Genomic DNA, 14936 nt, shown 5'->3' with positions numbered 1-14936 from the left:
CTCCGGGAAATCAGGGATTGCCGTAGGCCTGCGTCAAATAGTCGACGACCCGTGCCGCCTTGGCATCGTCGCCGGGCGCGCCGCGCCCGCGCATATCGCTTACCGTGTCGCGCCAGTCGCGCGCCGTCCGCCGACGCATGAGCGACGTGGTTACGTCATGGCACGCCGTGCACATTTCAACGAAGGCCGCTTTGCCCGGCAAGGGTGCCAGTTCCTCCACCGTGCGTGGCAGGGGGGCTGACGATACGGCTGCGGTCTCGACCTTGGCCTGCGCGGCCTTTCCTGCCGACCGCGGCGCGATGTCGATCGTGCGCTCTCCGGGCCGTGGAATGGCAAAGGCAATCAGACTGTTTTCCTCGCGGGATCGGCCGCCCGCGATCACGACATATTGCCTGCCGCTCTTGCCGATATAGGTGATCGGCGATCCGGTTGCATGGGCAGGCAGATTGTGCACCCACAATTCCTTGCCGGTAAACCCGTCGAAGGCCCGAAAACGCGCGTCGCTGGTCGCGCCGATGAATATGAGGCCTCCAGCCGTCGCGACGGAACCGCCATTGCCGGGATTGCCGACCGACAGCCCCCGTTCGCCCAGCGCCTCCACGATACCCAGCGGCCGCCGCCACGCGACATCACCCGTCGAAGCGTTGATCGCGATCAGTTCGCTCCAGGGCGGATTGGCGCAGGGAAGGCCCTGATCGTCGGTCAGGCCGCGATAGGGCCCCTTGATGCGGATTCCGCCTTTGCCATCCTCTTCCACCGCATGATAGCCAATAGCCCGCCGGGTATGGATGTAGATATAGCCGAGGTAGGGATTGATCGACGCGCCCCCATAAGTGCCGCCTGCCGCCGAATTGTTGCTCGGCGCGACCACTGTGCCGCCGTGCAGCCGTGTCGGCTGATAGATTTCGCTGTCGCGCAAGCCCTCCCGGTCCCAGCGCGCGTTGCAGGCGCGATTGGATTCGGGGGTTACCTGGGTCATGTCGGCGCGGCGAAACCCGAGCGGAACGAGCGGCAGCGGCTTGATCGGGAACGGTTGGGTCTCGGCCGCGATTTCGCCCGGAATCTCGCTGCGCGGCACCGGACGATATTCGACCCCGAATACGGGCTTGCCGTTTCGCCGGTCCAGGATGAACATCAGGCCGGTCTTGCCCACCTGCACGATGGCCGGTATCTTTTTGCCGCGAACCACGATGTCCATCAGGGCCGGTGGCGACGGCAGGTCATAATCCCATATGTCATGGCGCGTCGTCTGAAAGTGCCAGCGATAGCGGCCCGTCCGTGCGTCGAGCGCGAGTATGGAATTGGCGTAAAGATTGTCGCCGGGGCGATCCATGCCGAGCATGACGGCATTGGCCGTTCCGACCGGAACATAGACCAGACCCAGTGCGGGATCGACCGCCATGATGGCCCAGGCGCTGGGGCCGGTCCGGTTCTTCCAGCTGTCGCCTGCCCACGTCCCGAAATTGCGCTGGCCCGGCCGCGGCACCAGGTTGAAGCGCCATATCTGCTTGCCAGTGCGAATGTCATAGGCGCGCGGATCTACCGAGGCGCCCTGGCTTGTGAACTGGACACGCGACGTTGCGCCGCCGACGATCAGAAGATTCTCGAAAATCGCCGGAGGGGATGTGATTTGCCATTCATTGTCCGGCCAATCCTCCGTGATCCCCTTGCGCAGATCGATATAGCCATGGCCATCGCCAAAGTCGGCGATCGGACGGCCGGTCGCCGGATCGAGCGCGTAGACGCGGTCATAATGGCCAAAGATGATGCGGGGACCATGTGTGGCGTCGCCGGGCCAGTAGCTGATCCCGCGTACCCGCAATTTGCGGTCGGGAACCCGGAAGGTCCAGAGCACCTTGCCCGTTTCCGGGTCAAGCGCCACGGCCCCATCATACGGATCGGTCAGATACATGACCCCGTTGACGACAAGCGGCGTCGCCTGCCACACGCCCGCCGTCGCATCCGGGCCGGGGCTGTATTTCCATATGGCCTTGAGCTGTGAAACGTTGCGCACGTCGATCTGGTTTGCATTCGAAAACCGCAGGTTGCCCGCCGTATTGCCCCAGTGCGCCCATGTCGCCGTGTCGGGGATCATGCCTTTCGGCACGGTAAGCGGTGCCGCTTCCCCCATCTGATGGAACGGCATGGGGTCGGCGGCGACCAGCGAAGAGACGCCCAGGCTTGCGGCAACGCTGCATGTCCACGCGACAGACAGGCGATGCTTGATGAAACGGCCGAGAGCATCGTGCATTATGGGATCCGCATTCGGTGATGATGCGGAGGGCCGTCCAGATATCGGAATGCCCTCCGCATGCAGGCGTTCAGAAGCTCATCGAAAGCTCGAGGCGATATTGTGCGCCCGGATTATGCAGGCGGAGTGGCAGCGAGGTGATGCCGTCATCCTGTGACGTGAGGGTTTTGGCTTCGAGTATGTTCGTGCCGTCCAGGCTCAGCTGGAGCGCCTTGCCCATCAATTCGAATTTGTAGCGCGCTGACACATCGACCTGAGAGCGTGCCTGCTCCCGCTGTACGGCATTGACGAAGCCGTTTGTCGGGGCCCCGGCCACCACACGCGATGCCTGACGCACCCAGCTTACGCGGAGCGACAGATTGTCGTTTTCGTAATAGCCGATCAGATTGTAGATGCGCGGCGCGATCGCGGTCACCACATTGGTGTCGCCGTCGTCGACATAGGTGAATGACGCGTTGAAGCCGATCCCCTTGAACAGGAAGTCGAGAGGTTGCACCCAGGTTGCTTCCAGTCCCTTGAGTTTCACGACATCCGTGTTGACCGGGCGGCTGATAATGATCGGCGCGTTCAGGCCGCCATTGGCGTTGACCGCGTCTTGCTGAAACGCCAGCAACGCACTGATGGGAATGCCCAGATCGCCAAATATGGCGTTGGTGAACTGGGTTGTCGGAAATCCGGTTACCTTCTTGGTAAAGCCGCCCAGCGCGACATAGCCTGACTGGCTGAAATAATATTCCAGGCCCAGATCATAATTGTCGGAGAAATAGGGCTTGAGTTCCGGGTTGCCCGCGCGCGCATTCTGCACGGTGGCATCGGTAATCACCGTGCCGGGCAGAATCTGTTGCGGATTGGCGCGGGTCATGGTGCGTGAAACCGCCCCGCGGACGATCAGATTGTCCATCGGTTCGTAAGACAGGTTGAGCGACGGCAGCCACGCGTCATAATTTGTCTCGATGTCCTGAAAACTGATGACAGTGCCCAGCTGGATCGGCCCGGACACGATCTGATCGGTCGCCGTGTAGCGAACACCGCCGCTGATGCGCAGGTCCCGGTCAAAGATCTGGGTGGTGCCGGAGAATTGCAGATAGGCGCCTTTTACCTTTTCCTCGACATCGCCGATGCTCGTGCCCAGGGCCGTCAGCGTGCGCAAGGGGGCGTTTGCTTCCAGCTCTTCGAGGTTGGTCGCCGCCAGCAGCTTTTCGCGATCGACAACAGTGTAGGTGGTATATCCCCGGTTCGGGATGCCGCGCGGTGTGATCGTCGTCAGATAATTTGCGATCTGATCCTGTGGTATCTGGGATCGCAAGGCTGCCGTGGCGTCCGCGCTGTAGGCGAGGATCGATCGTTTCGACTGGTCATAAGCGCCGCCGAACGACACCCGAAAATCCGGGTCCACATCATAGCGGAAATTGAGACGCGCACCCTTGCTGTCCGTTGTGCGTTCCTCGCGCTGGACCGTTTCGTTTTCCCACGTCCAGATGCCCGAGGTTGGATTGGCGACATCGAAGTTGAAGGAGACCGTTGGGACCTTCTGATCCGCGCCATAGCTGTAGTTCGCCGTGATGCCCTGATTGAGGCGTGTCGTAATCCACAGGGTCGGAATGCTGCGCTTGAGTTCGGCCTGGCTGTAATAGCCGCTCAGATCGATTTCCAGATTGTCGGCGGGATTCCAGAATACGGACGGATTGACGTGATAGAAATAGCTGCGGTCGACCGTGTGCCGCTGCGTGACGAAGAAGTTGGAATTGGCGAACGTGCCGGATGTCACGACATTGTTTTCGTCGACCTTGACATTGATGGGCACCATGCCACCCGTGGTTGCCGGCGCGCTGCTGCGAACATACCAGTTGGAGTTGTAGCGGTCGAAGACATTGCGGGTCTTGTTCCCCATGGCGTCAACGGTAAAGCGCAGACTATCGCTCGGCCGCCATTCCAGGGAGACAAGGCCGGTCCCGCGCTTCGTCGTTCCCGAAAGATATTCATGCCGGTCGGCGCGGGGCAGATAGGCGTTTGTCAGCTGGTTCCCGGTCAGGCCGGGGTTGAGCGCCAGCAACGTGTTGAGCGTGATCGGCGTGCCGGCGACCAGCCCGTTCCCGGAATTGGCGGGGACGGATGTGGCAAAGGTGAACTGGTTGCTCTGCGTATTGTCGCATCCGGCGCAATTGAGATTCGCGTTCGTCCAGCCGCTCGACCAATAGGCGTCGTTCGAATAGCGACGGACATTGCCGACCGCGCCGATCAGAATGCCGAAATTGTCCCAGGTGTTCGAATAGATCAGCGACGCGCCATATCCGGCCTTGCGTGCGCTCGTGCTGTAGCTGCTGTTGGCGGCCAGGTACATGTGCTGCCCGGGCTTGTCGAAGGCGTGCGCGGGTCTCAGATTGACCAGCGACAGGCCGCCTTCCAGCTGTTCGGGCTGCGCCGACTTGGAGATTTCGAGTTTCGTGAACAGTTCGGACGGAAACAGATTGAGATCCACTTCACGGCCGTTGGAATTGTCGTCGATACCGCCATCGGTCGCCGGATTGATCGGCGTTCCGTTCAGAACAACGCGCGTGAAGCTCGGGCCCAGGCCGCGCACACGGACTTGGGTGCCTTCGCCGCTGGAGAGATCGCGCGAAATCTGGACGCCGGGGACACGCTGCAACGATTCAGCCAGGTTGAGGTCGGGAAATTTGCCGATGTCGCTGGCATTGACGGATTCGGTGAAATTGATGGCATCACGCTTGGAGCGTGCCGCGCTTTCAAGGCTGGCGCGATAGCCGGTGACGACGATGTCCGCCACGCTGGCGTCGGCCTGGGCCTCCTGCGGCTGACTGGATGATGCCTCGGGGGCGGGAGGAGGCGTCTCGGTCTGGGCGTCTGCGGTTCCCATGCTCAGCGCCAGTGCGCTGACGCTGCAGGCCGCGCTTGCGAGCATTTTCCGTGAAATGTGCATTTTCATGATGTCCTCCCTTTGTTTTCAGATGATTTATGTTTTGGTCAGTAGGCTTCTTCGTAAAGGCGGATGATCTGCGCCGCGTCCGGCACGACCGGATTATGGTTGGCGCTGCCGGATGCCAGCGCATCCTCGGCCATCTTGGCCTTGACTGCATCGAAGGCATCGCCGCTCACACCCCGGCAGTGTCGCAACAGCGGCACCGACAGATCATCGTTGAGTGCGATCAGCCATTCGATCAGCCTGGCGCAGGCCACGCCATCGTCCTGATCCGGCGTCGCCGCGCCGACCGCATGGGCAACCTCGGCATAGCGTTTCGCATTGCCGTCGATGGAAAAACGCGTGACCGTCGGCAGGAGCACTGCGTTCGACAGGCCGTGCGGCACATGGAACAGCGCACCGATCGGGCGGCTCATGGCATGAACCAGCGCCACGCTGCTGTTGGTGAAGGCCATCCCCCCCATCATTGCCGCGCGCATCATTCCGTCGCGGGCATCGTGATTGTCCGGCTCTGCTACCGCCGTACGCAGATGGCGCGCGACAAGCCGCACGCATTCCAGCGCAAACAGATCGCTGATCGGCGTGGACCGGCGCGACACATAGGCTTCGATACCGTGCGTCAGCGTGTCGATGCCTACAAATGCCGTCAATGATGCGGGCATCGACAGCGTAAGTTCATAGTCCACGATCGCGACGGTCGGCATGACGAAGGGATCGAGCAGCAACATCTTCACCTGCCGCTGCGTATCCGTGATGACCGCAACCTTGGTGGCTTCGCTGCCCGTGCCTGCCGTGGTCGGAATGGCGATCAGCGGCACGCCCCTTATGGGCACATTGCCGACACCTTCCAGCGCCGCAAGCGGCACATCATTTGTCGCGAGAACGGCCGCCGCCTTGGCGGTGTCCATCGCGCTGCCGCCGCCCAGGGCCACGATCGCATCGCCGTCCATTTGCTTGAGCGCCGCAACCGCGGCCGCCACATTGAGGTCGGTGGGATCGGGCTGGATGTCGTCGAAGATTTCGAGATGATATCCATAGGCGCGGACCGCGCCCGCCACCGCCGCCGCGACGCCGTTCGCCTGCATGAACGGGTCGGTTATCAGCAGGATGCGTGACGTCCCGAGGCGGCGCAGCTGCGGCGCAAGGTCCGCCAGCGCATTGCCACCGTAGATGATGACCGGCGGCGCATGAAAGGTGGCCGTCATGCCGCGCGCTCCAGCTCGCGAACGTAACGCGCATAACGCTGTTCATATTCGCCGAACGGATGGAATGCCGCAAAATTGGCGGTCATGACGGCCTGCGCAACGGGCAGGTCGTCATATATGCCGCTGGCGACCGCCGCGATCATCGCAGCGCCCAGCGCCCCGATGTCGCTGGTTTGCGATACGAGCACCGGCAACCCCAGAATATCGGCGAACAGCTGGCTCCACAACGGGCTGTACGATGCGCCGCCGGTCAGCCTGGCGCGCAGCGGTGCAACGCCGGCATCCCGCAAACGATCGATGTGATGGCGATGGGCAAAGGCCACGCCTTCCATGACGGCGAAGGTCATCGTGTCGATGGAGTCGGATGCTTGCAGTCCGCTGAAACGGGCACCGCCTTCAAACAGGCCAGGCACGAAAATGACATTGCCGGGCCCATGCCGTGCCGCCTGTTCGGCGGCATGCGCGAAATCGTTCGACCGGCGGACTGCGCGGATCATCCAGTCGAAGTGGCTGGCCGAATTGGGGCTGCCATCCAGCAGCAGCCAGCGGTCTGCAAAAACCGAAGGGTTGGAAAGGAATATTTCGCCCGTGCGCGCGGGGCGATCCGAATAGCTCTGGTTGATGCTCCAGGAGCCTGCAACGATCGACACTTCGTGCGCAGGCTGCAATCCGCATCCGATCGCCGCCGCCTCGAAATCGACGCAGCCGACGGCAACCGGAATACCCGCCTTGAGACCGGTCTGCGCCGACGCGCGCGCTGTTACATATCCTGCGGTCTCGAGACTGGACTTTATCGGCGGCACTGCGCGATGCGGCGCATCCGGCGCGCAGCCATCTTCGTCGAGCAGGCCGCCAGCACCGGCATCGGTGAAGTCCGTCGCCAGCCCGTCCGTCAGGCGCAATCGCACATAATCTTTCCAGAACAGTGCCGAACCCAGCGCAGGTCTGTGGCCGTCATGCAGGTCATCGTACCATTGCAGGAGCCATTTGAGCTGTCCCGGATAGGCCTGCATGCGGGGCAGCGCCTCTGCGTCCACATATTTCCGGGCGCGCCGATCCATCGCCAATATTCCCGGCGCGATCGCATTGCCCTCTTTGTCGAGAAACACGGCGCCATTGCCGCATCCGGTTACGCCTATGCCCAGGATGGGCTGCGTGGGCAGCGCATCCACGACATCCCTGATCGCAGCGCATGTCAGCGCCCAGCACAGATCGGGATCACGTTCAACCGTGCCCTGTTCAGAGACCACTGAGGGCAAGGCTCGGCTTGCCTGCGCAAGGGCACGGCCGGTGGCATCAAAAGCAGCGACCTTGATGGCCGAACTGCCGATGTCGATGCCAAGCAACGCCATAATCGCCTCACCCTCCTCGTCGCTTGTCCGGCCGCTTTCCACGCATGCCGCCACAGCGCCTTGTTGGTTGACGATATATAGAACGTTGGTCTATGAGTCAATCACATCAAGTATGCTTTCATGGCTACCAGTGGAAAAGGGTTGCTCGACGGCCAGTGTCAGGACCGGCGACCGCACAGCAAAAGGGCTTTGCCGGCAGCTCGATGACGATGGGGTTTGACAGCACCAAGCGAGGATGTTTGACAAAATGGCTTGCGTCGATCATCTACAGACCATATATAAAACATCGATCTATAAATCGACCAAGCTCGAAAATAGTCAACAGGAACATGTGCTATGAGCAAGGTTGATGAGTTTCAGGTGCCGGCATTGGATCGCGCCCTGACGATATTGGAACTTCTCGCCAGTCATTCTGATGGGATGCGCATGCGCGAAATCGCAGACCATCTCGAATTGCCGCCGAACAGCGTATTTCGCATCACCGGTGCGCTGGAGGCGCGCGGCTATCTCAACCGGGATGGCGACATGCGCTACCGGCTCACGCGCAAGCTGCTGTCGCTCGGCTATGCCGCGATCGGCGAAGACAAGCTGATCGAACATGCCATCGATGTGATGCAGGGGCTGCGGGATGCCACCGGCGAGACGGTTCTCATCGGTGTCCGCGTCGATATGCAGGGTGTGGTGCTGGAGCAGGTTGCCGCCAGCAATCCCATCAAATTCCTGGTCGATCCGGGTACGCATTTCCCCTTGCATGCTTCGGCGCCGGGTAAAGTGTTCATTGCCTATATGCGCGCCGCCGAGCGCAATGCCCTGCTGGACCGCATGACGTTCACGCGCTTCAACGAACGCACGATCGACAGCCGTGAACGCTTCGATCAGGAAATCGAAAAGGTTCTCGCGGACGGCTTCGCCATCGACTGTGGCGAGGAGATCGAGGGGTTGCGCTGTGTTGGCGCACCGATCTTCAATCATCGTGGCGCGCCGACTGCGGCAATCTGGGTGACCGGGCCGAGCTTCCGTTTCGATGACGCGCAACTGAGGGTGATCGGCAGGCAGGTGGCCGCTGCGGCCGCTACGATATCCAGACGGTTTGGGTTTGAATTGCTGCCGGACAAGAAAAAAGACAGGAGACAAGATGTACAAGGGAATGCAGCCGCTCACTGACAGCGTCGCGATTGTAACGGGGGGAGCCAAGGGCTTCGGCCTGGGTATCGCCAAGGCCCTTCATGGTCGGGGCGCGCGCGTCTATATTACTGGCCGAGACGAGGCTGCACTTGCTCGCGCTGCCGATGGAACCGGCTTGATCGCCGTGAAGGCCGATGCGACGAGCGGTGCCGACTGGGATGCTCTCATCAAGCAGGTTGTGGATGAAGCCGGTCGCCTGGACATATTGATCAACAATGCTGGCGGTGGCGGTCGCATCCTTGCGATCGGGGAGTTGACGGACGAGGATATCGAATCGGTCGTCAGTCAGAATTTCGTTGCACCTCTGCTCGGTTGCCGACGCATCGCGCCGCTGCTGGCGGCACAGAAATCCGGCACGATCATCAACGTATCGAGTGTTGCGGCGCATCAGGCCTGGCCCTGCTGGGGCTTGTATGGGGGCGCAAAGGCAGGCCTCGCTCATTTCTCCAAGGCGCTGTACGGGGAACTGCGGGAACAGGGTGTCCGCGTGACGACCTTCACGCCGTCCTGGGGCGCGACCGAGTTTGACGGCGCCGCCGGGCTGCCCGCGCGTGACGCGGACACCGTAGCGCGCTGTATCCAGCCCGAAGAGATCGGTGAAATGATCGCCGATATCTGTGCCCTGCCGGCGCATTTGTGGGTCCAGGAAACGATCCTCTGGCCGATGGTGCAGGAAGTCGTTCCGCTCTGACCGGAGGCCATCGGGAGCGGTATCATGAACCTGCATTATAATCTCGTCGTCATCGGCGGTGGCAGCGGCGGCTTCGGATCGGCGCTCGCGGCGGCACGGCTTGGCATCCGCGTCCTTCTGGTGGAGCAGTCCGACATGCTCGGCGGCACCGCAACCCGTGGCGGCGTCAACAATTGGGAGCCGGGCGTCGGCGGCACCGGCATCGCCTTCGATCTGTATCGCAGGCTCCGTCGGCACGAAAATGCCATCGGCATCTACCGCTATCACCGCCATTTCAAATGGCAGTCCGGCCCGACCAATCAGCCTGTCGTGCCCGGGTCGGAACTGCTGATCGATCCCGCGAGACAATATCTCGACTCGCTTCGGCGGCATGGTGCGGGGCCGTTCGCCGAAAGCGAAGCCTTCATCCGCAGCCACTGGTCGGGCGTGCCCTTCGAACCCGCGATTTATGCGGCCGAAATGGAAGCGATGCTGCTGGAAACGGGATGCTGCACCATCTGGAAAACCACGTCCTTCCTGCGGTGCGCCGTGGCAGGGACGCGCATCGATACCCTGTTTTTCGACAATGATGCGGCGGTCACGGCCGATTTCGTCATAGATGCGACGGCCAACATCCTAGTGGCCAAAGATGCAGGATGTCAGACTCTGCTGGGCCAGGATGCCCGATCGCGCTTCGATGAGCCAAGTGCGCCCGTCACGCCCAATGATCGCCTGAATGGCGCCACGCTCATTTATCGGGTCAGTCGCATGGGCAAGGCCGCGCCGGGCACGGACCCGCTGCCCGCCGATATTCCTGCGGATTGCTGGTGGGCCGATGCTTTTCCGCCGGCCGTGTTCACGCAATATCCCAATGGCGACTTCAATGTAAACGCGCTCCCCACCATGTCCGGTCGAGAGGCGATGGACCTGGGCTATGCCGCAGCGCGCGCAGAATGCATGCGGCGCATCCGGGCGCACTGGCACCATGTCCAGACGATTTTTCCCGAATATCAGGCTTTTCATATGGTCTGGATCGCACCGGGGCTTGGCGTGCGGGAGGGCCCGCGCATCATCGCGCGCAAGATGCTGACCGAACATGATTTGCTCGCAGGCATCAGCGCGCAGACCGATCCCGACATCGTCACGATTGCCGATCACGCGCGCGACACGCATGGGGCGGACACCGGGCGCGCCGGTTGCGGCGAACTGGACCAGCCTTATGGCGTTCCCTTCCGTTCTCTGCTGCCGCTGGATGTCGACAATCTGGCGGTGGCCTGCCGTGGTGCGGGCTTTTCCTCGGTCGCGGCGTCAAGTTGCCGACTGTCGCGCACGATGATGCAGCTTGGCCAGGCCGCCGGAACCGCGGCCGCGATCGCCCTCGAACAGAATGTGGACAGCTTTGCCGAAGTCGACGCTTCGGACTTGCGTCGCGCGCTCGCCGCGCAGCATGTCGAACTGTCCTGGCCGCGCACGCCAGCCATGCTGGATTATCTGGCGAACGAGGCCGCAGCATGAAGCTGCCCGCGCGACCCGAAGCCCTGGCCCGCCTCGAGAAGATGCAGGACGTCGATGTGCTGATCGTCGGCGGCGGGATAAACGGTGCGGGTCTGCTGCGAGAGCTGGCCATCAACGGCGTGGCGGCATTGCTGGTGGACAAGGGCGATTTCGCCAGCGGGGCAACCGCCGCTTCGTCCCGGATGATCCACGGTGGTCTGCGCTATCTCGAAAATGGCGAATTCCGGCTCGTCGCCGAATCCGTGGCGGAGCGGGACCGGCTTTTGCGCAATGCGCCTCATGCAGTGGAGCCGCTGGCGACGACCATTCCCGTGCTGCGGCGCTGGGCGGGCATCGTGGACGCGATCCTGCGGCCGTTCCGCCGCACCGGACGACCGCCCGTTCGCGGTCTCTGGCTGATCCGCATCGGATTGACCATCTATGATGTGCTGACAGCCCGGCGCGGCATTCTCCCGCGCCACCGGATCGAAAACCGCCGCGAAGCCCTGTCGCGGCACCCGCTCCTGCGGCAGGATATCGTCGGCACCGCCACCTATCATGATGCCATGGTGGCGCTGCCGGAACGGCTCTGCCTCGAACTGATCGACGATGCGCTCGCCGCTTCCCCGGACAGTCTCGCCGTCAATTATGTCGCGCTGGACGGCATCGCCGGGGATGGCGTCGTTCTGGTCGATGTCCTGTCGGGGCATCGCCATACGGTCCGTCCGCGGATCATGGTCAACGCAACGGGGGCGTGGATCGACATCGCGAACGCGGCGGTGGGGACGAGCACCCGCTTCATCGGCGGCACCAAGGGATCGCATCTCGTCATCGATCATCCCGACTTGCTGGCGACATGCGCCGGACATCAGATTTTCTACGAGAACGCGGAAGGCAGGATTTGCATCACCTTTCCGGTCAACGGACGCATGCTGGTCGGTTCCACGGACTTGCGGATCGACCATCCCGATCAGGCGCGCTGCACGGATGAGGAAGTGGACTATATCCTCGCGTCGCTGCGATCCGTCTTTCCCGCGCTTCAGATCGATCATGGCCATATCGTGTCGCGTTTCTGCGGCGTACGCCCCTTGCCGCGCAGCGATGCCGGAAGCACGGGGCAGATCAGCCGCGACCACCATATCGCCGACTTGCCGCCCGATGCCGATCGCCCCTTTCCCGTCCTTTCCATGATCGGCGGAAAATGGACCACATTCCGCGCCTTTGCTGAACAGGCTGCCGATCGGATATTGCCGCTGCTGGGCCGGACGCGCGTGGCCGATTCGCATATGCTGGCGATCGGCGGCCATTCCCCGGCGCCCGCTGACGCCGATGATGCCGCCATTGCCGCGGCCTGTGTCCATGAAGCGGTTGTGCATCTCGATGATCTGCTGCTGCGCCGCACCGCAATGGGCCTGTTTCGTCCCCCGGATCGCGAACGGCTGGAGGCTGTCGCCCGCATCGCCGGCGCGGCGCTCGGGTGGGACGAGGTACGGATCAACAGCGAGGTCGAACGCACCACGCGCGTCCTCAGCGAACGTCACGGCGTGATGATCGCGCCAGTCAAGAAAATGGAGAAAGCATGATGTTCAATTCCCACAAGCCGCGGATCAACCGGTTCCTGGCTGCGGACGGCAAATGCCTCGATGTCGCGATAGACCATGGCATCTTCAACGAGCCAAGTTTTCTGGACGGCTTGCAGGACATGGCCGGTGTCGTGGATGCGCTGGTGAAGGCCGCTCCCGATGCCATTCAGATGAACATCGGGCAGGCCGATCTGCTGCAATCCGTCGCAGGCCCGCACAAGCCGGGTCTCGTGCTGCGCACCGATGTCGGCAATCTCTACAATCCCGTCACCCATGCCGTGATGTACGATCAACTGGTCCATTATGACGAACCGATCATCGGCGCGCTGAAGGCCGATGCCGCCGCCGTCGTCGTCAATCTGCTGCTCATGCCCGGCCAGCCGGACCTGCATCGCCAGTCGGTCCTGAATGTCGGTCGCCTGCGCGCCGCCTGTGACCGCTACGGCATGCCGCTGATGGTCGAACCGCTGGTGCTCAAGTCCAACGAAAATGGCGGCGGCTATCAGGTCGATGGCAACAAGCGGCTGATCGTCTCGCTCGTGCGGCAGGCGCGGGAACTGGGCGCCGATGTCATCAAGGCCGATCCGACGGACCATGCCGACGATTATCATGAAGTGGTGCAGGCGGCGCGCTGCCCGGTTCTCGTCCGTGGCGGCGGACGCAAGCCGATCGAACAGGTGTTCGCGGAGGCCGCTGCATTCCTGGCGCAGGGCGCACATGGTCTGGTCTATGGGCGCAACATCTATCAGCACCCCAATCCGGCACGCATCGTGGCGGCATTCATGGCGATGATCCATGATGGCGCCGATGCGGAAAAGGCACTCGCCATCTATCGGGATGAAGCGTGACCACGCCTGCGCAAACGATGCCTGCCAGCGACGGGGCCGACCGGGTTCCGTCGGGCCGCAAGGCGCGTTTCGCAACAGGGGGGCTGGTGGCGGGCTTCACGCTGAATGCGCCCAACTATCTCGCCAATCCCATTCTCAACCTGACACTGGGCGTCAATCCGCTGTGGATTGGCGTCGTCATCGCGCTTGCCCGTTTCTGGGATGCCGTAACCGACCCGCTGTTCGGCTATCTTTCCGACCGGACATCGACCCGATGGGGGCGGCGCAAGCCCTATCTGTTTGTTTCGGCCTTTCTTCTCGGCGCATCCTTTACAGCCATGTGGTGGATACCGCGCGGCGCAGGAGAAACATTCTATGTCATCTGGTTTCTGGTGTGGAGCCTGATCTTCTACACCGCGGCGTCGGCTTTTCTGGTGCCCTGGCAGGCGCTGGGGATCGAACTTTCGTCCGATTATGATGAGCGTACGCGCATCAACGCGTTCGTTGGCATCGCACACAAATCGGTCGGCATGACCTATGCCTGGCTGTTCCCGCTCGCCCAGCTCGCGATCTTTCAGGATACGCTGACAGGCGTGCGCTATGTCGGCCTGGGCTGCGGCCTTCTTCTGACGGCCGCCTGCCTTGTCGTCGCGATCGGCGTTCCCGAACCGCGCCAGCCACGGCAGATCGTCGAGAGGCCCAGAGTGCCTTTCATGGAATCGATGCGGTTCATCTTGTCATCACCGGATTTCATGCGGGCCACCCTTGCCAGCGTGCTGACGATGATGTCGCTCATGACCGTGTCGTCGCTCTCCCTGTATATCAACATCTACTGGGTGTTCGGCGGCGACAAGGTGGCGGCCGCGACGATGGCGGGGCTTTTCGGCATCGTGTTCAACACGCTGGCAATATTGGCTGTGCCGTTCGTCACGCGCCTGTCCCAGTTGCTCGGAAAACATGGCGCGATGATGCTGTGCCTGGGATTGATAGCAATATCCGCGATCCTGAAGTTCTTTGCATATTCGCCGCAATGGCCATGGGGCCAGTTCCTGATTGCGCTTCTCCACGCACCGGGCCTGTCGGCATTCTATGTCCTGATGTCGTCGATGACGGCGGATCTGACCGATGCCGATGAGTTGCGCTCCGGGCAACGCAACGAGGCCCTGCTTGCCGCGGCCAACCAGTGGATCACGAAGCTTGGCATGTCGCTGTCCTACATCTTCGCGGCGCTCATTCTCAATCTGTCGGGTTTCGATGCGTCGCTGCCCCTCCAGCATCCGGATACGGTCCTGATGATGCGGATATTGTTCTGCGCCGTACCCTTCACCGGCGTGACGCTGGCGATCCTCTGCCTGCGAAAATACTCGCTGACCGCCGCCGAACTGACGCGCGTTCAGACACAATTGCGCGGTCGTGCATCGACCGGGTGAA

10 protein-coding genes are annotated in these 14936 nt (G+C 62.1%); 6 read left to right on the top strand and 4 right to left on the bottom strand.

Going from position 1 to position 14936, the window contains the following annotated elements:
• Positions 1-10: 10 nt before the first annotated feature.
• The 4 genes from ENE74_RS02225 to ENE74_RS02210 all read right to left on the bottom strand — a co-directional run bounded on the left by ENE74_RS02225 (position 11) and on the right by ENE74_RS02210 (position 7746).
• On the bottom strand, positions 11-2251 hold the full coding sequence (locus ENE74_RS02225; protein ID WP_127689003.1) for an outer membrane protein assembly factor BamB family protein: 2241 nt from the start codon (positions 2249-2251) through the stop codon (positions 11-13).
• Positions 2252-2321: 70 nt separating this feature from the next.
• A complete protein-coding gene (locus ENE74_RS02220) occupies positions 2322-5195 on the bottom strand; it encodes a TonB-dependent receptor (RefSeq protein WP_127689002.1) in 2874 nt (957 codons plus the stop codon).
• A gap of 38 nt (positions 5196-5233) precedes the next feature.
• On the bottom strand, positions 5234-6394 hold the full coding sequence (locus tag ENE74_RS02215) for an iron-containing alcohol dehydrogenase (RefSeq protein WP_127689001.1): 1161 nt from the start codon (positions 6392-6394) through the stop codon (positions 5234-5236).
• Positions 6391-7746: an FGGY-family carbohydrate kinase gene (locus tag ENE74_RS02210; protein ID WP_127689000.1), complete on the bottom strand. Its 1356-nt coding sequence runs from the start codon at positions 7744-7746 to the stop codon at positions 6391-6393. The genes ENE74_RS02215 and ENE74_RS02210 overlap by 4 nt, the downstream gene beginning before the upstream one ends.
• A 336-nt stretch (positions 7747-8082) precedes the next feature.
• Here ENE74_RS02210 and ENE74_RS02205 point away from each other — a divergent pair, with 336 nt between their 5' ends.
• From ENE74_RS02205 to ENE74_RS02180, 6 genes are read left to right on the top strand one after another with little or no spacing between them, the layout of a single operon-like run.
• Positions 8083-8910 (top strand): IclR family transcriptional regulator, encoded by an 828-nt coding sequence (locus ENE74_RS02205; protein ID WP_127688999.1) that lies wholly within the window; start codon positions 8083-8085, stop codon positions 8908-8910.
• A complete protein-coding gene (locus ENE74_RS02200) occupies positions 8882-9622 on the top strand; it encodes an SDR family oxidoreductase (protein WP_127688998.1) in 741 nt (246 codons plus the stop codon). Before ENE74_RS02205 ends, ENE74_RS02200 begins: the two co-directional genes overlap by 29 nt.
• A gap of 24 nt (positions 9623-9646) precedes the next feature.
• Positions 9647-11116, top strand: coding sequence for an FAD-dependent oxidoreductase (locus ENE74_RS02195; protein WP_127688997.1), 1470 nt, complete (start codon positions 9647-9649; stop codon positions 11114-11116).
• Positions 11113-12678, top strand: coding sequence for a glycerol-3-phosphate dehydrogenase/oxidase (locus tag ENE74_RS02190; protein ID WP_127688996.1), 1566 nt, complete (start codon positions 11113-11115; stop codon positions 12676-12678). Before ENE74_RS02195 ends, ENE74_RS02190 begins: the two co-directional genes overlap by 4 nt.
• Positions 12675-13526 carry a class I fructose-bisphosphate aldolase gene (locus tag ENE74_RS02185; protein ID WP_206517620.1) on the top strand — a complete coding sequence of 284 codons (852 nt, stop codon included), beginning with the start codon at positions 12675-12677 and terminating at the stop codon, positions 13524-13526. The genes ENE74_RS02190 and ENE74_RS02185 overlap by 4 nt, the downstream gene beginning before the upstream one ends.
• Positions 13523-14935 (top strand): MFS transporter, encoded by a 1413-nt coding sequence (locus tag ENE74_RS02180; protein WP_127688995.1) that lies wholly within the window; start codon positions 13523-13525, stop codon positions 14933-14935. Before ENE74_RS02185 ends, ENE74_RS02180 begins: the two co-directional genes overlap by 4 nt.
• Position 14936 lies beyond the last annotated feature (1 nt).

This window comes from Sphingobium algorifonticola (genome assembly GCF_004005485.1).
Taxonomy (GTDB): Bacteria; Pseudomonadota; Alphaproteobacteria; order Sphingomonadales; family Sphingomonadaceae; genus Sphingobium; species Sphingobium algorifonticola.
The sequence above is the reverse complement of the archived record's forward strand: the minus strand, read 5'-3'. Positions and strand labels throughout refer to the sequence as shown.